At 65.8% G+C, this 19,319-nt stretch carries 19 protein-coding genes and 1 riboswitch; of the genes, 10 read left to right on the top strand and 9 right to left on the bottom strand.

Annotation, left to right across the window (positions count from 1 at the left end):
• Nucleotides 1-408, top strand: a 408-nt coding sequence (locus AC1DS3_RS10270) for a VOC family protein (RefSeq protein ID WP_477127110.1), incomplete at its 5' end; no start/stop codon positions are given.
• 30 nt (nucleotides 409-438) lie between these two features.
• On the opposite strand, the gene AC1DS3_RS10265 is transcribed toward AC1DS3_RS10270, so the two are convergent.
• Nucleotides 439-804 carry a nuclear transport factor 2 family protein gene (locus AC1DS3_RS10265; protein ID WP_441631894.1) on the bottom strand — a complete coding sequence of 122 codons (366 nt, stop codon included), beginning with the start codon at nucleotides 802-804 and terminating at the stop codon, nucleotides 439-441.
• 161 nt (nucleotides 805-965) lie between these two features.
• Between AC1DS3_RS10265 and AC1DS3_RS10260 the strand changes: the two genes are divergently transcribed.
• Together AC1DS3_RS10260 and AC1DS3_RS10255 are read left to right on the top strand one after the other, a co-directional pair.
• Nucleotides 966-1,886 carry a LysR family transcriptional regulator gene (locus tag AC1DS3_RS10260; protein ID WP_441632130.1) on the top strand — a complete coding sequence of 307 codons (921 nt, stop codon included), beginning with the start codon at nucleotides 966-968 and terminating at the stop codon, nucleotides 1,884-1,886.
• A 163-nt stretch (nucleotides 1,887-2,049) separates the two neighbouring features.
• A riboswitch (ZMP/ZTP riboswitch) is annotated at nucleotides 2,050-2,133 on the top strand.
• 20 nt (nucleotides 2,134-2,153) lie between these two features.
• On the top strand, nucleotides 2,154-2,786 hold the full coding sequence (locus AC1DS3_RS10255; protein ID WP_441631892.1) for a LysE family translocator: 633 nt from the start codon (nucleotides 2,154-2,156) through the stop codon (nucleotides 2,784-2,786).
• A gap of 219 nt (nucleotides 2,787-3,005) precedes the next feature.
• On the opposite strand, the gene AC1DS3_RS10250 is transcribed toward AC1DS3_RS10255, so the two are convergent.
• The 6 genes from AC1DS3_RS10250 to AC1DS3_RS10225 form a co-directional block, all read right to left on the bottom strand.
• On the bottom strand, nucleotides 3,006-5,399 hold the full coding sequence (locus AC1DS3_RS10250; protein ID WP_477127109.1) for a DNA polymerase II: 2,394 nt from the start codon (nucleotides 5,397-5,399) through the stop codon (nucleotides 3,006-3,008).
• A 75-nt stretch (nucleotides 5,400-5,474) separates the two neighbouring features.
• Nucleotides 5,475-7,049 carry a methyl-accepting chemotaxis protein gene (locus tag AC1DS3_RS10245; protein ID WP_441631888.1) on the bottom strand — a complete coding sequence of 525 codons (1,575 nt, stop codon included), beginning with the start codon at nucleotides 7,047-7,049 and terminating at the stop codon, nucleotides 5,475-5,477.
• A gap of 370 nt (nucleotides 7,050-7,419) precedes the next feature.
• Nucleotides 7,420-8,292: an SDR family NAD(P)-dependent oxidoreductase gene (locus tag AC1DS3_RS10240; RefSeq protein ID WP_441631886.1), complete on the bottom strand. Its 873-nt coding sequence runs from the start codon at nucleotides 8,290-8,292 to the stop codon at nucleotides 7,420-7,422.
• A 1-nt stretch (nucleotide 8,293) separates the two neighbouring features.
• Nucleotides 8,294-9,091 (bottom strand): citryl-CoA lyase, encoded by a 798-nt coding sequence (locus tag AC1DS3_RS10235; RefSeq protein ID WP_441631884.1) that lies wholly within the window; start codon nucleotides 9,089-9,091, stop codon nucleotides 8,294-8,296.
• The gene (locus AC1DS3_RS10230) at nucleotides 9,088-10,641 is read right to left on the bottom strand and encodes a class I adenylate-forming enzyme family protein (protein ID WP_441631882.1); all 1,554 of its coding nucleotides are present in this window, start codon (nucleotides 10,639-10,641) and stop codon (nucleotides 9,088-9,090) included. Before AC1DS3_RS10230 ends, AC1DS3_RS10235 begins: the two co-directional genes overlap by 4 nt.
• A gap of 21 nt (nucleotides 10,642-10,662) precedes the next feature.
• Nucleotides 10,663-11,667, bottom strand: coding sequence for a tripartite tricarboxylate transporter substrate binding protein (locus AC1DS3_RS10225; protein WP_477127108.1), 1,005 nt, complete (start codon nucleotides 11,665-11,667; stop codon nucleotides 10,663-10,665).
• Between the two features lie 102 nt (nucleotides 11,668-11,769).
• On the opposite strand from AC1DS3_RS10225, the gene AC1DS3_RS10220 reads away from it, so the two are divergent.
• On the top strand, nucleotides 11,770-12,627 hold the full coding sequence (locus tag AC1DS3_RS10220) for an IclR family transcriptional regulator (RefSeq protein WP_441631878.1): 858 nt from the start codon (nucleotides 11,770-11,772) through the stop codon (nucleotides 12,625-12,627).
• A 20-nt stretch (nucleotides 12,628-12,647) separates the two neighbouring features.
• Here AC1DS3_RS10220 and AC1DS3_RS10215 read toward each other — a convergent pair whose 3' ends face one another.
• Entirely contained in the window at nucleotides 12,648-13,544 is an 897-nt protein-coding gene (locus AC1DS3_RS10215; RefSeq protein ID WP_441631876.1) for a LysR family transcriptional regulator, read from the bottom strand.
• Nucleotides 13,545-13,697: 153 nt separating this feature from the next.
• Here AC1DS3_RS10215 and AC1DS3_RS10210 point away from each other — a divergent pair, with 153 nt between their 5' ends.
• The 6 genes from AC1DS3_RS10210 (at nucleotide 13,698) to AC1DS3_RS10185 (ending at nucleotide 18,319) form a co-directional block, all read left to right on the top strand.
• Complete coding sequence (locus AC1DS3_RS10210) at nucleotides 13,698-14,528, top strand: dioxygenase family protein (protein WP_477127107.1); 831 nt, start codon at nucleotides 13,698-13,700, stop codon at nucleotides 14,526-14,528.
• Nucleotides 14,529-14,593: 65 nt separating this feature from the next.
• The gene (locus AC1DS3_RS10205) at nucleotides 14,594-15,298 is read left to right on the top strand and encodes an alpha/beta hydrolase (RefSeq protein ID WP_477127106.1); all 705 of its coding nucleotides are present in this window, start codon (nucleotides 14,594-14,596) and stop codon (nucleotides 15,296-15,298) included.
• Between the two features lie 58 nt (nucleotides 15,299-15,356).
• Nucleotides 15,357-15,782, top strand: a complete 426-nt coding sequence (locus tag AC1DS3_RS10200; protein WP_441631870.1) for a rubredoxin — start codon at nucleotides 15,357-15,359, stop codon at nucleotides 15,780-15,782.
• An 81-nt stretch (nucleotides 15,783-15,863) separates the two neighbouring features.
• The gene (locus tag AC1DS3_RS10195; RefSeq protein WP_441631868.1) at nucleotides 15,864-17,522 is read left to right on the top strand and encodes an FAD-dependent monooxygenase; all 1,659 of its coding nucleotides are present in this window, start codon (nucleotides 15,864-15,866) and stop codon (nucleotides 17,520-17,522) included.
• A gap of 129 nt (nucleotides 17,523-17,651) precedes the next feature.
• Nucleotides 17,652-17,876 carry a hypothetical protein gene (locus AC1DS3_RS10190; protein WP_441631866.1) on the top strand — a complete coding sequence of 75 codons (225 nt, stop codon included), beginning with the start codon at nucleotides 17,652-17,654 and terminating at the stop codon, nucleotides 17,874-17,876.
• Complete coding sequence (locus AC1DS3_RS10185; protein ID WP_441631864.1) at nucleotides 17,873-18,319, top strand: MarR family winged helix-turn-helix transcriptional regulator; 447 nt, start codon at nucleotides 17,873-17,875, stop codon at nucleotides 18,317-18,319. The genes AC1DS3_RS10190 and AC1DS3_RS10185 overlap by 4 nt, the downstream gene beginning before the upstream one ends.
• Nucleotides 18,320-18,428: 109 nt before the next feature.
• On the opposite strand, the gene AC1DS3_RS10180 is transcribed toward AC1DS3_RS10185, so the two are convergent.
• A complete protein-coding gene (locus AC1DS3_RS10180) occupies nucleotides 18,429-19,256 on the bottom strand; it encodes a TetR/AcrR family transcriptional regulator (RefSeq protein WP_441631862.1) in 828 nt (275 codons plus the stop codon).
• Between the last annotated feature and the right edge of the window lie 63 nt (nucleotides 19,257-19,319).

Raw genomic sequence — 19,319 nt, 5'->3', positions numbered from 1 at the left:
GTCGGCGCTGTCTACCGCGCACCGGGCGACTATCCTGGCGGCAAGCAGGGCGATGTGCTAACGGTTGAGTTCGCCGTCGCCGGCATCCCCTGCCTTGGCCTGAACGGCGGCCCGTATTTCAAGCACAACGAGGCATTCTCGTTTCAAATCGCGACGGATGACCAGGCCGAAACCGATCGCTTGTGGAACGCGATCGTCGGCAATGGCGGCCAGGAAAGCGCATGCGGCTGGTGCAAGGACCGGTGGGGCTTGTCATGGCAGATCACCCCGCGCGCCCTCACCGCGGCAATATCCGACCCCGATCGCGCTGCGGCCAGGCGCGCGTTTGACGCGATGATGACCATGAGGAAGATCGACATCGCCGCGATAGAAGCGGCACGGCTGGGCCAAAGCCTATCCGCAAGTTGACGCAGCGAAGCCTGCGAGGCCATCGCATGGTTATGCGGGATTGGAATCGAGGAAGACATAGAGCGCTGCGATTTTTTCATCACGAACGATGATCACGTCCCAGCCCGTATAGTCGGGGGCTTCGCCGCGCGGGCCAGAACCCCAAGCCAGACGACCGGCGTTGTGGAGAGCCTGAGGCTCGCCGTGCGGTGTGTAAGCAAAGTGCGGGTGCGTCGCGCGAAGATCCCCTGCGAATTTGTCGAGAGCGCCGTGCCCGACGAATACGCCCGTAGGCACGTAGAGCACGCAGTCCTCGGTATAGAGCGCCTCGATCGCCGCGCGACGACGCGTTGCGTCGCCTTCGCCGAAGACCTCCTGGAGGTTGCGATAAAGCAGTTCATGGGTACGGTCATTCATAACACACTCCTTAATCGATAACTTTGGACGTTTGCGGTCGCGTGGTGTGGAGATCTCTTGATGTCTATCTCCTGGGTGGTGTGGTGCGACAAGACAAATCTACGACGTCATGCTAATTTTCGAAATAGAAATGAATGAAAGCCATCGTTGCAGGATTGTCGATGTCAAAACTACCGGATTTCGAAGGGCTCGCGATGTTCGCGAAGGTTGCCGAAGAAGGCTCGTTCGCTGCGGCGGCAACAGCCATGGGGGTCTCGGTGGCCACGGTCTCTCGGGCCGTTACCCGTCTTGAAGAGCGGCTGGGAGGTCGACTGTTCAACCGCACCTCCCGACGACTTGCGCTCACGGACTATGGCCACACGCTTGCCGAGCGAGCGGCGAGAATCTACGCGGAGGCGGAGGAAGCGGAGGATTTCGCACGTGAGACGTCAAGCCGACCGCGTGGTCTCGTAAAGCTCGCGGCGCCGCTCTCCTTTGGTGCTCGCTGGGTGGCTCCGTTGCTGCCTGAATTCTTTCGGACCTATCCGGATATTTCCGTCGAACTTCATCTCACGGATGCACAGACTGACCTGATTGGCGATGGCTTTGACGCCGCCCTGCGCATCGCCATCATGGAGGACTCGTCACTCGTCGCACGCCTCATTGCACCCGTGCGTCGATTTGTCGTGGCATCTCCAGCCTATCTGTCTTGCCATGGCCGCCCTCAGCACCCGCATGATCTTGGCGCCCACCAGTGTCTTACCTACACCAACAGGAGCAAGCGCGACGTCTGGCGATTTACCCATGAAAGCGGCGAGGAATGTAGCGTCACACCGACCGGAGCATTGCGAGGAACGAGCGTGGAGGCATTACTGCCCACGGTCCTCGCTGGACTTGCCATCACCGAGTTTCCTGAGTTTGTCGCGACACAGTATTTCCGGGACAAACAGCTCGAGCCGGTTTTGACCGATTGGCGCTTGCCTGAAGGTGGTTTGTATTTCGTCACACCCACTGCCCGCGCACGGCCCGCCAAGGTGAGTGCGTTGGCCGATTTCTTCATCTCCAGACTCACTGCCGCGGCAGTGGAGCGCAGAGACGTCTAAGGAAGGGAAATCGTCCGGCCAGCGCAGAAGGTGATTTCCTCTTTCTTCAATGGCCGATCTCAGTCCGGCGGATGCCAGAGATCGTCCCAGGTTCGCTGCTTGTCTGTCAGCGCACAACCACGGCTCCTCCGAGCCCGAAGTATTTTCTCCTGTGCTATGATTTCCGCACTCATGTGACTGGCGCATATAGATAGAGCACTATCGGGGAGCGTGAGGTTGCTAGCCGCCGCGMGCCTGGGCATTACCTAAAATCCTTGGAGATGGGTTATGCCTGATTTTGCACAGTTGCTCATGTTCGCTCTTGTGGCGTTGGGAATGGTTTTAACGCCAGGGCCGAACATGATTTATCTAATTTCCCGCTCAATTTGCCAAGGTAGACGCGCAGGCCTCATTTCGTTGGGCGGCGTTGCTCTGGGCTTTGTGTTCTACATGCTCTGCGCGGCATTCGGCATTACGGCTTTCGTATTTGCGGTACCTTACGCATACGACACGCTTCGCTTTGGCGGCGCTTTGTACCTTCTCTATCTTGCCTGGCAAGCGGTCAAACCGGGCGGACGGTCCGCGTTTGCAGTGCGCGACCTGCCGGTCGATACCCCAAGAAAGCTCTTTAGCATGGGGTTTATCACCAACCTGGCGAATCCCAAAATCGCCGTCATGTATCTGTCTCTGCTTCCCCAATTCATTACGGAAGGACACGGCAGTGTTCTTACCCAATCGCTGGCGCTCGGCGGCGTTCAGATTTCGATCAGCCTCGCTGTGAATGCACTGATCATCGTGACGGCCGGATCGATGTCTACCTTCCTGTCAGGACGCCCGCAATGGCTATTGGTGCAGCGCTGGCTGATGGGAAGCGTGCTGACAGGCTTGGCGGTGCGCATGGCATACGAATCCAAGAAATAGCGACACCTTGCCCATACGTCGGCGCAACAGCCAGCGGCCAACGTCCGTGGCCCACCCTGAGYAGTCCTTCGGGTGGGCCTGGAGCCGATGGCGGGATTTGGGGTACAACGGCCACGCCTAGGCAAGCTGGACGAGGAGTCGCCGGTCATATCCTCGCATGGCTTTGAAGCTCGTGGACTTTTGTTCAGTACTGGATAAACCCCGACGCCTGAGGCCCCGTCAAAACAACGCCTTCTGCCCCGTCACCAGCGCCTCGAACGCGTCGTCCAGGAACGGCAGGATGGCGTCGGCCACCGGCTGCAGCTGGCGCGTCAGGTAGTGGTCGTAGTCGATGGGCGAGCGCCGGGTTTCCAGCGGCTCCGGGCCGGCCACCGTCATCACATAGCTGATCCAGCCGCCGTTCTGGTATTGCAGCGGACGGCCCTCCTTGCGGTTGAACTCGTCCGCGATGCGTGCCGCGCGCACATGCGGCGGCACGTTGCGCTGATAGTCTTCGAGCGTGCGGCGCAAGCGCTTGCGGTAGACCAGTTGCGCGTCGAACTCGCCGCTCATGGTGCGGCGGACATAGTCCTGCACGTACTCCCGGTACCGCTGCTGCTTGAACACGCGTTGATAAAGCGCTTGCTGGAACTGCTGGGCTAGCGGCGTCCAGTCCGTGCGTACCGTTTCCAGGCCCTTGTAGACCATCTCTTCCCTGCCGTCCGCCTTGACGACCAGCCCCGCGTAGCGCTTCTTGCTGCCTTGCTCGGCGCCGCGCACGGTGGGCATCAGGAAGCGGCGGTAGTGGGTCTCGTACTGCAGCTCCAGCGCGCTCTCCAGTCCGTACTGTTGTTGCAGATGCTGCCGCCACCACTGGTTCACCTGCTGGACGAGGGCGTGGCCGATCCTGTCGGCGTCCGCTTCCGCGTGCGGCTGCTTCAGCCAGACAAAGGTCGAATCGGTATCGCCATAGATCACCTGGTAGCCCTGCGCCTCGATCAGCTCGCGCGTGCGGTGCATGATCTCGTGGCCGCGCATGGTGATCGACGACGCCAGGCGTGGGTCGAAGAAGCGGCAGACGCTGGAGCCTAGCACCCCGTAGAACGCATTCATGATGATCTTCAGGGCCTGCGACAAGGGCTTGTTGCCTTCGCGCTTGGCGGCTTCGCGGCCTTGCCAGATCTGCTGGACGATGGCCGGCAGGCAATGCCGGGTACGCGAGAAGCGCGCGCCGCGAAATCCCGGCACCGAGCTTTTGTCGGACGGATCCTGCAACCCTTCCACCAGCCCGAGCGGATCGATAAGGAAAGTGCGGATGATGGACGGGTACAGGCTCTTGTAGTCCAGCACCAGCACCGAATCGTACAGCCCGGGCTGCGAATCCATGACAAAGCCGCCGGGGCTGGCGCCCTCCGGCACCTCGCCCAGGTTCGGGGCAACATAGCCCTGGCGATGCATCAGCGGCATGTACAGGTGCGTGAAGGCGGCCACGCTGCCACCGCTGCGGTCCGCCGGCAGTCCCGTGACAGCGGCGCGCTCCAGCAGGAAGGTCAGCAACTCGGTCTTGGCAAAGATCCGGGTCACCAGTTCGCAGTCCTTGAGGTTGTAGCGGGCCAGCGCCGGCTTGTCTTCGGCGAAGCGGCGGTCGATCTCCGCCATCCGCTGATACGGGTTGTCGATGGACTTGCCCTCGCCTAGCAGCGTCTGCGCCACGCTCTCCAGGCTGAAGGACGGGAAGTTCCAGGTAGCGGACCGCAGCGCCTCGATGCCATCGATGATCAGGCGGCCAGCGGCGGAGGCAAAGAAATGGTTCTCCTTGAAGCCGTGCTCGCGCCACTCCAGCACATTGCCGCCCCGGCCAAACAGCAGCGGGACCTGATAGCGATCCGCGTGCTTCTGCAGCACGCGCAGGTCGAACTGCACCACGTTCCAGCCGATGATGGCATCGGGATCGTGCCGGGCTAGCCATTGGTTCAGCTTTTGCAGCATCAGCGGGTGGCTGGCGCAATACTCCAGGTCAAAGTCGACCGCGCTGTCGTCGCCGTTGGGTGGGCCGAGCATATACACCTGGCGCTGGCCGCAGCCTTCCAGCGCGATCGAGTACAGGTCGCCGTGGGCGGTGGTCTCGATGTCCAGCGAGACCAGCTTCAGCCGGGGCCGATATGCCGGCCCGGGTTTCATCTGGCTGTTGAGCAGGGGTCCCTTGCCGTTAGCCTCGTTAGCGTCGTTAGCTTCGTTGGCCTCGCCGGCAAACCAGACGGGCGCGGTGATGAAGCGCTCCATCAGGTAGCGCTCCGGGGGGCGGATGTCGGCCTCGTAGACGCTGACGCCGGCTTCCTTCAGCAATTTTTCCAGCTTGGTGAGCTGGCGGTAGTGCTGGCAGTACAGGCCCAGCACCGGGCGGCGATGGAAATCCGCGAGCGGGAGTTCGCGCAACACCACGTTGCGCTCGCCGCGCAAGACCGCCTCGGCGGTCTCGCGCTGCTCGGCCGGGACGAACGCCACCGAGKGCTGATGCGCCAGGCGGATATGCCGAGGGCCACTGTCGGTTGCCAGCCAGAACTCGACTTCCGTCCCGGCGGCCGTATCCCGCCAGTGCCGAGTCAGAAGAAAACCCTGTTGTCGTTGAGCCACCTGCCGCCTTTGAAAACCCACCCTGGCCGGCTATTTTACTGGTCCTTGGCCAGTCAAGCCCCGCTCAAGCCCCGTTCAGGCCCCGGTGAGGCCGGATGGCGCGCCCCGCCCTCCACGTTCCTGATGCAGCTTGAACACGGCCACCGCCTGCACCAGCTGCCGTGCCCGCGCATGCAGGCTTTCCGCCGCTGCCGAGCTTTCCTCCACCAGTGCGGCGTTCTGCTGGGTGGCCTGGTCCATCTGGCTCATGGCGGTTTCGATCTGCGCCACGCCCGCGCTCTGCTCCGTGCTGGCTGCGCTGATCTCGCCCATGATGTCGGTCACGCGCTTGATCGCCGCGACGATCTCCGTCATGGTGGCGCCGGCATGGTCCACCATGGCCGTGCCCTGCTCCACGCGCTCCACGCTGGCGTTGATCAGCGTCTTGATCTCCTTGGCCGCCTCGGCGCTGCGCTGCGCGAGATTGCGCACCTCACCCGCCACCACGGCAAAGCCACGCCCCTGTTCGCCGGCGCGCGCGGCCTCCACGGCGGCGTTCAGCGCCAGGATGTTGGTCTGGAACGCGATGCTGTCGATCACGCCGATGATGTCGGCAATCCTGCGCGAGCTGTCGTTGATGTCCTTCATGGTGCCCACCACCTGCCCGACCACGTCGCCACCCCTGCGCGCCACCGTGGTGGCGCCGATGGCGAACTGATTGGCCTGCAGYGCGTTGTCGGCGTTCTGCCTGACCGTGGAGCTGAGCTCCTCCATCGAGGCCGCGGTCTGCTCGAGCGCACTGGCCTGCTCCTCGGTACGGCCGGACAGGTCGCGGTTGCCATCGGCGATCTGCTGGCTCGCGCTGGCGACGCCCTCGGCGTTCTCGCGCACGTTGGCGATCACGCGCACCAGGCTAGCCTGCATATCCTTGAGCGCGCGCATCAGCTTGGCGGTTTCATTGTTGCCGCTGGCATCGAACTGCAGGCTCAGGTCACCCGCAGCCACGGCAGCCGACACCCGCACCGCCTGATTGATTGGCCGGGTGATGGCGCGGATGATCCATGTGGCCATGCAAACGGCGACCAGCAGCGCGATGGCACCCGAAGCCCAGATCGTGGCCTTCATGCGCTCGACGGCATCGATGGCCTCGCTGGTGGACGCTTCCATCAGCTTGTCCTGATGCTGGATCAGGCCTTCCACCGCGGCGAAGTAGGCCAGCTGGGCCGGGCGCAACTCGCCCAGCAGCATGTTCCTGGCTTCGTCGGCATTGCCTGCCGCCACCAGCCCGGTGAACTTGTCCTGCAGGGCCCCGTACGCGCCGCGCGCCTCTTTCACCTTGGCGAGCTCGGCCTGCCCCTTATCAGAGGTGATCTTGGTCTCCAGCCGGGCCCATTGGGCGGCAATGGTCTTTTGCGTGGCGGCTGTCAGTTCACGTTCCTTCTCGATATCCGTCGCCACCGTCATGATCACCATATTGCGCAGCGATCGCGCGATCTGGTTCAGGTTTCCCTCAATGTCGTTGAGATCCGCTATTTTTCTGTAGTGGTCACTTAATACCGTGTGCAATGCATCTTCCACGGTATGAATCTTGATGATCGATGTGCCGCCCATGAAGGCGATCAACAGAACCAGAATGCCGAATCCGGCAGTTAGGCGGGTCGATATTTTCATGTCACTGAAACGCATGGTTGTCCGTCGTCCTGGAAAAAGAAAGGAGGAATGCAAGAGGTAATCGGCCAGAGCCATCCCGGAAAAACAAGCGAGAGACCGGCAGGCGGCTGCGTGGCAACGCCGCCTGCACGGATGCCTGATCTTCGCTTGTCGTGGCAACCGATCGAGTGTCGGCTTCGGGAGAAAGACATCGGCTCGTACCGGCAAGGAATGCCGGCGTTCTTCATGCCGATGACTACATATCGGCAAGGTTGAGTGGCTCTTTAGTCCCTCGCGCAATGGCGTTGCGCGAATATCCGCGCTGCGGATATGGCTAGCCAGCCATCCTCTCTTTTAAGCAACTACTGGACATGGGGCGACGGATTGCGTGTCACACGAATTTCCCGGTGAGGCCGCCATCCACCACCAGCTCCGTGCCGGTGACATAGGCCGCCGCATCGGAGGCGAGGAAGGCGCAGGCGTGGGCCACGTCCCATGCGCTGCCCATGCGGCCCATCGGCACTTGCGCGGCGCGTGCACGGCGCGCCTCTTCCAGGCTGGTGCCGGAGAACATCTTCGCCACCGTGGTGGCGATGCGCGGCGTGTCGATCAGCCCCGGCACCACGGTGTTGGCGCGCACGCCATGCGGCGCATATTGTTGCGCCAGCATGCGCGTGAACTGCGTCACGGCTGCCTTGGTCACGCTGTAGGCCAGGTGCGGATAGCCCACGTAGCGCATGCCGGCGACCGACGAGATGGCGATGATGGCGCCGCGCCCGCGCGCCACCATGTCGGGCAGCACCTGCTGGCTGGCCAGCAGCAGGCTGCGCACGTTGACGGCGTGGATGCGGTCCAGGTCGTCCGCGGTGGTCTCCATCGGGCCACCGGTCTTGCCAATGCCTACGTTGTGATGCAGCACGTCCACCATGCCGAAGCGCTCGCGCGCCGCGGCGAAGAGCCGCGCCACTTCAGCCTCCACGGACACATCGCCCGTGAAGGTCTCGGCGATGCCGCCCTCGGCCCGGATCAGCGCCGTGGTTTCTTCGGCCGAGGCCGCGTCGCGGTCCACCACGCAGACCTGCGCGCCCAGGCGCGCGTAGGTCACGCTGGCCGCGCGGCCGATGCTCCAGCCCGGCCCCGCGGAGCCCGCGCCGGCGACAAAGACCGTGCGGCCCGTGAGATCGAGCGGCAACGCTGGCGGGCGCGCCGCCGCTGCGCTGTCGCCTGGGTTCGCTAGGTCCGCTAGGTTCGATACGTTCGTCATTTCACGCGCCCTCCCCTGGCCGGTGCCCGCCTTCGCCCACGTAAGGAATCGCGTGCTCGATGGTGTCCCAGATAAAACGGCCCGAGGGGCTTTGCTGCTCCTCCACGATATGCGCCACCAGCCCGGCCGCGCGCGAGATCACGGCAAAGCCGCGCATCACGGCCGTGGGCACGCCCAGCTCACCCAGCAAGGCGGCCACGGCGCCGGTGGCGTTGATGGTGATGGGCCGCCCGGCCACGGCATCCACCGCGCTGGACAGGCGCTCCAGCGCGCGGATCTTGTCGCCGGCCAGGTCGGGCTCGGCGCGGCCCATTTCCAGCAGCTTGTAGGCGCGCGGGTCCACCGGCTTGTGCAGGTGGTGGCCAAAGCCGGGCACATGGCTCTTGATGGACTTGTAGTGGCGCGCGATCTCCATGGCCTCGGCATCGGGATCGGCGGCCGCGCCGATGCGGTCGAGCAGTTGCGCGCAGTTCTCCATGGTGCCCACGAAGGAGCTGCCTACGGCTAGCAGGCCGGCGGATACGGCGCCCTGCAGGTTCTCGGGCGCGCTCATGTAGATCAGCCGCGTGGCGATGGCGCTAGGCGTGAGGCCGTGCTCCATCAGCACGATCAGCACCACGTCGGTGATGCGCAGGTCCACCGGGCGCGGCTCGCGGCCCAGGATCTGCATGAGCATGACCTCGGTAAAGGTCTTCTTGCCCATTAGGTCCTCGACCAGGTCCGCGTCGCGGTAATGCAGGCTGGTGAGGGTGTGGGTGCAAAGGCGGGTGACGGGCTTGGAGGAAGCTGGGGAAGTCATGATGGGTTCTCAGTGGATGCGTTGGCAGGGGTCGGGGCCGATGGGGCTTCGGGGCCGATGGCGCGTTCGCGCACGGCGGTCTTGAGCACCTTGCCCACGGCGGAGCGCGGCAGGCTCGCATGAAAGTGGACGCGCTTGGGCGTTTGCACGGGGCCCAGGCGCTCGCGCACAAAGGCAATCAGTTCGCCTTCGGTGGCATGCTGGCCGGGGCGCAGCTGCACGGCAGCCTGCACCGCTTCGCCCCATTTTTCGTCGGGCACGCCGAACACCGTGCATTCGTGCACCGCCGGGTGCTGGCCCAGCGCGTTCTCCACATCCACCGGATAAACGTTGAAGCCGCCGGTGATGACCATGTCCTTGAGCCGGTCCTTGAGGTACAGGTAGCCGCGTTCGTCGATCAGGCCGCGGTCGCCCGTGTGCAGCCAGCCGTCCACCAGCGTCTCGGCGGATTTCTCCGGCAAGCGCCAGTAGCCGCTCATCACCAGGTCGCCGCGCGCGACCACCTCGCCGACCTCGCCCGGGGGCAGCAGGCGGCCGTCCGGGGCCATGATGGCCACGTCGCTGAACCAGGTGGGCAGGCCTACAGCGGCCCAGTTGCGCTCGTCCTCGAAATCCGCAGGGCGCATCACGGTCAGGCTCTGCGGCGCCTCGGTTTGCCCGTAGGTGGTGCCCAGCACGGGGCCGAAGAACGCGCGCACCTCGCGGATCTTCTCGGGCGGCATCGGCGCGCCGCCGTAGATCAGGCGGCGCAGGCAGGGGAAGTCCGCGCGTGTGGCGCCGGGCAGCGCCATCAGCATGTAGACCAGCGTGGGCGGCATGAAGCACACGGTGCCGCCCCGCTCGCGAAACGCGGTGCGCACCGCCTCCGCACCGGCCTCGGCCAGCACCACGTGGCAGCCGCCCTGCGCCAGGATGGGCAACAGGTAGGTCGACGTGCCATGCGTGATCGGCGCGGCCACGATGTAGCGCTCGTGCTCGTCAAAGCCCCAGGCGTGGATCTGGTTGGAGACGTTGGTCATCCAGGCGCGGTACGGCTGCATCACGCCCTTGGGCGCGCCCGTGGTGCCGCCGGTGAACTTGATCGCCTGCGTGGCCTCCTCCGGCAGCGCAAAGGCCGGGCGCGATGCGCCGGCATGCTGCGCGATCAGCGCGGCCACCGAGCTCTCCCCGGGTGGCGGCGAGCCGCTATAGATGCGCGCGCCGGCCGCGCCCTCCAGCAGTCCGGCGCAGGCCACATCGAGCACCAGGATGGAGGGCTCGGTGGCGTCGATGATGCGGCGTATCTCCGGCCGGGTGCTCTTGGGGTTCAGCGGCACCCAGACCTTGCCGCAGGCCAGCACCGCCAAGAGCGCGACGATGTGCTCGGCGCTGTTCTTCGCGCAAATGCCCACGCGGCTCTGCAGGGTGTTGTCAAGCGCATTGAGCGCCGTGGCCAGCGCGGCCACCTGGGCGGCCAGCGCGTCGTAGCGGATCGCGCCTTCGGGGGCGTCGATGGCAATGTTGCCGGGCCAGCGCGCCGCGGCGCGCCAGAAGAAGTCGATCGGGTACATGTAGGCAACGCTCCTTGCTTGTTATTCGGCCTTGGCGCCGGACTGTTTCACCACGTCATGCCAGCGCTTGGTTTCCGCCGCGATCAGGCGGCGCAATTGCTCAGGCGTGCCAGGCTCGGGGGTGGCCGCCAGATCCTGCAAGCGCTGGCGCACGTCGGGCGCGGCCAGCACCTTGTTGAGGGCCGAGTTCAGGCGCTCGATCACCGGCCGCGGCGTGCCGGCGGGCGCGGCCAGGCTGAACCACGATTGCACGTCAAAGCCGGGAAAGCCCGACTCGGCAACAGTCGGCACCTCGGGCAGCAGCGGCGAGCGCTGGGCGCTGGTGATGGCAATGGCGCGCAACCGCCCCGCCTTCACGTGCGGCAGGGCCGAAGGCGTGTTGTCGAACATCGATTGCACCTGCCCGCCCAGCAGGTCGGTCACCGCCGGCGCGCTGCCCCGATACGGGATGTGCAGCATGTTCAGCCGGGCCTGCATCTTGAACATCTCGCCCGACAGGTGGATGGACGAGCCGCTGCCCGACGACGCAAAGGTGATGCCGTCCTGCGACGCCTTGGCAAAACGGATGTAGTCGGCAAGGGTTTTCACCGGCAGCTTGGGGTTCACCACCAGGATGTTGGGAATCCTGGCGATCAGCCCGATGGGCTCGAAGTCCTTTTGCGGGTCGTAGCCAAGCTTGTCGTACAGCGACGCGTTGATGGTGTTGGCGATGGTGTAGACGTAGAGCGTGTAACCATCGGGCACGGACTTGGCCACCACCTCGGCGCCCACGTTACTATTGGCGCCCGCCCGGTTGTCCACCACCATCGGCTGGCCCAGCTGCTCGCCCAGCTTGAGCGCGATGATGCGCGCGATCACGTCCGTGGCGCCGCMGGCGGCGTAGCCAACCACGAGCTTGATGGGCTTGGTGGGCCAGGCAGCCTGGGCGCTGGGCTGGGCATGAAGCGGCAGCGCCAGGCCGGCGGCCAGGCTGAGGGCCGCCGCGAACGCCAACAGGCGCCGGCGCGGGGCATGATGCAAGGTCATGGTTTGTCTCCTGTTTTGGCAGTGCAATGCCGTAGCTGKCCCCCTTCTGGCCGCGCTGCGGCATACTGCGGGTGGCTTCCATCGACCGAGAAATTCTTCCCCATGCCTGCCCGCTCCGCCAATCAAAACGTCCGCCTGTCGGACGTTTCTGCCAAAGGCAAGGCAGCCCTCGGCCCCCTTCCCGACGCCGCCGATGCTGCCCAGCCCGCCGAAGACAGCGGCAGCCGCACGCTGCGGCGCGGCCTGCAATTGCTGGATGCGGTGCTGGCCAGCGGCCGCGAAGGCCTGCGCGTAGTCGACCTGTGCCGCATCGCGGCGCTGGAGCGCGCCACGGTCTACCGCCTGCTGGCCACCTTGATGGAAAGCGGCTATGTGGCGCAGCGCGGGCGCTTTCGCTACGTGGCGGGGCCGCGCCTGTCGGCGCTTGCGCAGCCGCATGCCACCGATGGCCTGGCGGCACGGCTACAGCCAGTGCTGGCACGCGTGAGTGCCGCCTGTGGGGATGCCGCCTTCGCCATCGTGCGCGAAGGCGCGATCTCGCACTGCATCGCGCGCCATGTCGGGACGCACCCGGTGCAGATCCTCGTGATCCAGGTCGGCACGCGCCAGCCGCTGGGCGTCGGCGCCGCCGGGCTGGCCCTGCTGGCGGCGCTGCCGCAAGACGACGTGGCGCAATGCATCGCCGCCAATGCCGCGGCGCTAGGCCACTATGGCGGCATGACGCCCGAGCGCATGAATATCCTGGTGCGCGCCACGCGCGAGCGCGGCTGGTCCGTGATCGGCAATCACGCCACCCGCGGCGTGCTGGCCGTGGGCATGGCGGTGCACAACACGGACGGCGAGCCGGTGGCGGGCATCAGCGTGGCCTCCACKCTGGCCCGCATGCCGCGCGAGCGCCAGCAACTGATTGCGCGGGCCATGCGTGAATCGCGGGCGGCGTTGTTGCCTAAGGGACTGTGAAAGCGATAAGTGGCAGCCCCCTACCCCCAAGACACATCCCGAAACGCCTCCACCAGAAAGTCCACCAGCCGGCGCACCTTGAGCGGCAACTGCTTGCGCGTCGGATACACGGCGTACACGCCGATCTCGATCGCGCGGAACTCGGGCATCAGTTCAACCAGGTCCCCGCGCCGCAAGTCGTCCTGGAGCATGAAGCTCGGCTGCAGCATGATGCCGCCATGCGCCAGCGCAATGGCGCGGCACGTGTCGCCATTGTTGGAATACACCCGGGCGCGGGTGCTCACGCTGACCTTGCCGTGCGGGCCATCGAACTGCCATTCGTCGCGCCCGGACCAGTTGGTATAGGCCAGCACGCGGTGCCCGGCCAGTTCATGCGGATGGGTTGGCGCGCCGTGCTGCGCCAGGTAGGCGGGCGACGCGCATAGCACCATGCGGGTTGCGACCAGTTTGCGGCTGATCAGCGCGGAGCTTGGCATGTCGCCGATGCGCACGGCAAGGTCGTAACCTTCGTCGACCAGGTCCACCACACGGTCATTGAGGGTGATATCGAGATCAACCTGCGGATACGCCGCCATGAAGGCGCTCCAGAGCGGCGCGAGGTGCAGGATGCCAAATGTGAGCGGCACGTTGATACGGATCAGCCCGCTGGGTTCCTGCTTGCGGGACGTGATCTCGGATTCGGCATCATCCAGCGCCGCCAGCACTTCGCGCGCGCGCTGGTAGAAAATGCGCCCTTCCTCGGTCATCGACAGCCGGCGTGTGGTGCGCTGCAGCAGGCGCACGCCCAGGCGCTGTTCCAGCGCATCCACATGGCGCGAGACCGCGGCCTTGGACATGCGCAGGCCCTCGACCGCACCGACAAAGCTGCCGGCGTCGACCACGGCGGTGAATACGGTCATTTCCAGGGCGCGGTCCATGGGGTAGCCTCGGCATTGGCTCATTGTCTCGATAATCGGGACTATATATCACACGAACGGCGGTTTATGACTGCCGGATGAATCAATAGACTAGCGAGATTCCCTATGTCGTTGCACGCCGCGGGTTTTGCCGTGGCCACCGGAGAATCCGAGATGTCTACCGCACTTCCCGTCCTGTTTGTCTCCCATGGCGCGCCCACCTTCGCCATCGAGCCGGGCCTGGCCGGCCCGCAACTCGCCGCGCTAGGCCGTGTGCTGCCGGCGCCCAAGGCGGTGCTGGTGGTCTCGCCCCACTGGGAAACGCGAGGCGGCGTGCGCGTGACGGCAAGTGCACAGCCCGAGACCATCCACGATTTCGGCGGCTTCCCGCGTGCCCTGTACGAGATCCGCTACCCGGCGGCCGGGCATCCGGCATTGGCCGAGCGCACGGTGGCGCTGCTGGCGCAGGCCGGGTTCAACGCCGGGCTGGATCCGCAGCGCGGCCTGGATCACGGCGCCTGGGTGCCGATCCGCCACCTGTATCCCGATGCGCAGGTGCCGGTGTTCCAGGTGTCGCTGCCGCAGCCGCTGGACCCGGCCGGCGCGCTGGCGCTGGGCCGTGMGCTGGCGCCGCTGCGCGAGCAGGGCGTGCTGATCGTCGCCTCCGGCAGCATGACGCACAACCTCCATGAATTCCGCGGCCATGGCGGCGGCGATGCCCCGTACGTGGCAGCATTCACGCAGTGGGTACGCGAGGCKGTGCGCAGCGCCATGCGCACCGCAGACTTGCAGCCGCTGATCGATTACCGGCGCCAGGCCCCGCACGCGGAGCGCGCGCACCCGACCGACGAGCACTTCCTGCCGCTGCTGGTGGCCATCGGCGCAGCCGAAGCAGGCGAGCCGCTGGCGGTGATAGACGGCGGCATCACCTACGGGATCTTGTCGATGGAATCGTATGTACTCGGCCAAGTCCGGCCGCTAGCCGCGCAGCCCGTTGCGGCCTGATTCCCTGCCTGAACCCTTGCCTGATCCCCTTGCCCGATTCCTTGTTCACAGCCACGCGAGACGATATGAACACCACCCGCAATGAAATCGGCCCGCTGGCCGAAGACCCCGCGACCGGCCTGCGTTATCGCTTGCGAAAGGCGCAAGCGGATGCGGCCGCAGCGCCTGCCGCGCGGCTCCTGCTGCTGCACGGCGTAGGCAGCAACGAGACCAGCCTCGCGCCGGTGGCCACCCGTATCGACCCGCGCGTGGACGTGGTGCTGGTGCAAGGCCCGCTCACCTTCGGGCCCGGCCAGCATGGCTTTTTCGAGGTCAGCTTCGCCGGTGGCGCGCCCGCCATCAACGCAGTCCAGGCGGAGCGCAGCCGCCAGCAGTTGATTGCCTTCGTCCGTGCCCTCCATGCGCAGGATGGCGCCCTGCCCGYGCGCACGGTGATCGCCGGCTTCAGCCAGGGCGGCATCCTCAGCGCCAGCGTTGGCCTGAGCGCGCCAGCCGACGTGGCGGGCTTTGCCGTGCTGAGCGGGCGCATCCTGCCGGAGATCGAGCCGCACCTCGCCCCGCCTGAGACGCTTGCCGGGTTATCGGCCTTTATCGCGCACGGGGAGTTCGACAACAAGCTGCCCGTCGCGTGGGCCGAGCGCGCGGACCAGTGGCTGGACGCGCTGGGTGTGCCGCATCAGTCGCGGCGCTACCCCATTGGCCATGACCTGACCGCCGACGTGGTAGCCGATTTCCAGCAATGGCTTGCCGGCGTGCTTTTTCCTGTCTAATCCTTACCCTGCACAAAACCCAAAAACCAAGAAACCCGATACCCGCCCCCCTGATCGCATGTACACGAAAGGCACCGCAGTAGAGATCCAGTTTTCCCCGAAGCGCCTGAACGACGGCGCGGGCGATCCATACTGGATCGACCTGACCACGGAAGAGGCACAGGCGCTGCTTGCACTGTTGCAGGCGCGCCTGGCGCCCGGCGGCGAAGCCACGGCGGCGCCGCTTGTCTTCAGCCTGGACGAGCCGGAACAAGAGAAGGCCGCCGCGCAGCCGGAAGCCCCCATCGCGGCAAAGGCCGCATCCGCCGCCACCGGCGCGTTCAAGCAATGGGTGTGCATCATCTGCGGCTGGGTCTATGACGAGGCCGCAGGCCTTCCGGAGGACGGCATCGCACCCGGTACCCGCTGGGAAGACATTCCCGACGACTGGCGCTGCCCGCTGTGCGACGTGGGCAAGGAAGACTTTGCGATGGTGGCATTCTGATCGGGACCAGGCAATCTGGTTGCGCACGCAACTAGATTGGATTATCTTGAACTGGTTGCGCACACAACCAGGAGACAAGACATGTACCAGCGCGAAGTCCACGCCGCATCCCTGCCGGTGCTGCACCCCGGCGGCATGGATGCCCCGCGCCAGGTCGTCATCGCCGGCGGCGGGCCCGTCGGGCTGGCCGCCGCGCTAGCCCTGGCCCGCCACGGCATCCCCAGCGTGGTGCTGGAGGCGGACGACGGCACCTGTGAAGGCAGCCGGGCCATCTGCATCTCCCGGCGCTCGCTGGAAATCCTCGACGCGCTCGGGGTCGCCGCCCCGGTCTTGGACAAAGGCCTCGCCTGGGCGGGCGGCCGCAGCTACTACCGCAACGAGGAGGTGCTGCACTTCACCATGGCGCACGAACCCGGGCAGGTCTTTCCGCCCATGGTCAACATCCAGCAGTACTACATCGAGCAATACCTGCTCGACGCCATCGCGCGCTACCCGGACCTGATCGAAATCCGCTGGCAGAACCGCGTTACCGCCGTCACGCAAGACAGCAACGGCGTGACGCTGGCGGTAGCCGCGGGCGACCATGCCTACACGGTGCGTGCGGACTGGCTGGTGGCAGCCGACGGCGGCCGCAGCGCCGTGCGCGATGCGCTAGGCTTGTCATTGCGCGGCATGCAGTACGAGGGCCGCTACGTCATCGTGGATATCGCTATCGACGCCCCGCGCGAGGTCGAGCGGCTGGCGTGGTTCGATCCGCCGTCCAACCCCGGCTCCACCATCTTGCTGCACCAGCAGCCGGACCAGGTGTGGCGCATCGACTACCAGGTCGGCGAGCACGAGGATGCGGAGCAGGCCGTCAAGCCGGAAAACGTGCTGCCGCGCGTGGCGAGCCACCTCAAGATGATGGGCGTGACCGCGCCGTGGGAGCCGCTGTGGATCTCGATCTACAACGCGAAGTGCCTCACGCTGGATAGCTACGTGCACGGCCGCACGCTCTTTGCCGGCGACGCCGCGCACCTGGTGCCCATCTTTGGCGTGCGCGGCCTGAACAGCGGCTTCGACGATGCCTTCAACCTCGCCTGGAAGCTCGCCCTTGCCGTGCGCGGCAAGGCTTCCCCCGGCTTGCTGCCCTCCTACTCCACGGAGCGCGTGGCGGCGGCGCGCGAGAACATGCGCTTCGGCGCGAAGAGCACGGAGTTCATGGCCCCGCCCTCGCCTGCCTTTGCCTTGATGCGTGAAGCCGTGCTGGGGCTATCGGCGGCGCACGCGGAACTGCGTTCGCTGATCAACCCGCGCCAGACCAGTCCGGCGGTCTTTGCCGACTCGCCCATTGCCGCGACGGACGACCCTGCCTTCAAGGCCGGTCCGGCGCCGGGCGCCGCGCTGACTGACATGCCGCTGGTCGGCCCGCACGGCGCACCGACTTCGCTGGTCCGCTGCATCGGCAAAGGCTTCACCGCGTTTTGCTTTGCCGGCGCCGGCCAGGACCTGGACGACGCCGTGCCCGGGCTGCGCCAGCTATGCGACAGCGGCCTGGAACTGGATTGCCACCTGATTGCGGGCACGGCGCCCGCGGCGGGACGGCTGACCGATCCGCAGGATGCCGTGCGGCGCGCACTGGACGCCGTCGACGGTACGCTCTACCTGGTCCGCCCGGATGGCTACGTCAGCGGCCGCTGGCGACAAGCCCGCGCCGGCGATGTGCGCAACGCCATCGCCCTTGCCATGCAGATCGCCTAAGAGGCTGTTTCAAAATGAAGCGAAGCGGTTCTGGCTAGGCGCGCGGCCGCAGACAGTACAAGTGGTACGGCCAAGGCCGCGCAACGACGCCAGCATCTTTTGGAAATGGCCTCTAGGCCGGAGAACCCTATGCAAACGACCATGAGCCCGACCGAGCTCGATGAAATCTACACGGCGATGTGCTACCGCATGACCGCGCTCGGCGAGCACGACACTCCGCTCTACCTGGCCCGCGTAGCGCTGCTGGCGCTCAGCCGCCATGCCGGCTTTGCCGATGCGACGCGATTGCTCGATGAGGTCTCGCGCAGCTTCGAAGCAACGGACGCGGACAACACGCCTGGCCGCGCATCATGACGAGCCCCAAGCTCTCCCTCTCCGGCTTCGCCACGTACCGCCTGCACCGCATCGTCAAGCAGTTCGACCGCGGCATCGCGCAGGCCTATTCGGAAGCGCTAGGCCTGTCGCTCAGCGAAGCCAGGACGCTCGCCGCCATCGGCGAGTTCGGCCCCTTCCTGGTCATCGACCTTGCGCGCTTCGCCAACCTGGACAAAAGCCAGGCCAGCCGCGCGGCCGATCACCTCATCAAGCAAGGCCTGGTCAGGCGCGAGCCATCCCCCACCGACGGCCGCGCGGTGCTGATCTCGCTGTCAGCCGAAGGCAAGCCGCTGTTTGAGAAGATCATGCGGATCGCCTCCAGCCGGCACGAGACGCTGATGTCCGCGCTTTCCCCCCAGGAGCGCGCGGTGATGGAGCTCGCGCTGGGCAAGCTGCTGGCGCAGGTGGAGTCGATGCTGTAGGGATGCCTGCGTTGCTCGGCGGGGGCCTGTGCAAGCGGAGAGGGAAATCAGCGGACGCGGCGAGGCGCAATGCGCTCTCGCCGTCATCGAGCCCGAAGGCGTGGAAAAGTCAGGCTTTCTTGACGCGGGGCTTGCGCGGCGTGGCGGCACCGCTGGCCACTGGGATGGCGGCAAGGCCTGCACCCCGTTTCCATCCCTCGATGCCGTCCAAGGTAATGCGCAGCCCTTCCTCGAACGCCATGTCCGAGCTCAACCGCGAGAACGACTTGCTGACAAAGCGGGCGCCGGGATATTGCAGCGGCGACACGGACTCCAGCTTGTTCTCGATGAAGGCCTGGTGGTAGGCCGGCAACTGGCGGGAAGCCTCCGCCATGCTGGCGGAAACAAGGTATTGCGCCAGCAGGTGATAGCCAAGCGCGACTTGGTCCGCATTGAACCCGCCTTGCATCATGGCCGACGTCATGCGGTTGAAAAACTCCATCCCGTAGTCGGTCTCCCCCGGCTGCACATCCTGGAACAGCCGGAACCGGTTGTGCGAGGCCACATAGATGCTCACGCCGGGGTTTTCGATCGCCACCTGGAAACTCAGCCGCGAGAAAGACTCCACGTCGCGGCGCCAGTCCCCGGTGAGCGACGAGAGCCGGCCCAGCCGCTGCCGGTAGTAGTCATTCAGCACGCCGGAAACCAGTTGATCCCGCCCGCCCAGGTAATAGTGGATGAGCCCGGGTGCCACGCCGAAATCCTTGGCCAGCTGGACCATGGAGATCTGGTCCAGCGGCATGGTCTTCGTTAGTTCAATGGCGCGCTGCAGGATGGCGACCCGGCTCAGCGTCGCCTCCGCGCCGATCGGCGAGTCCGTCTTGGGCGGACGGCCCCGGCGGCGCGGCATGGCGGGAGGGGGTTCGGCTACGGTGGCGGTTTTCTTGGCGGCTGGCATAGGTCAGTGGCGGATCGGCACAGGTGGCGCGGCTTGATAATTGCGCCCGTGCTAATTCTACCT

It is taken from the genome of Cupriavidus sp. 01L46 (genome assembly GCF_056399905.1).
Note: the sequence above shows the minus strand (reverse complement) of the source record. Positions and strands in the feature narration are given on the sequence as shown.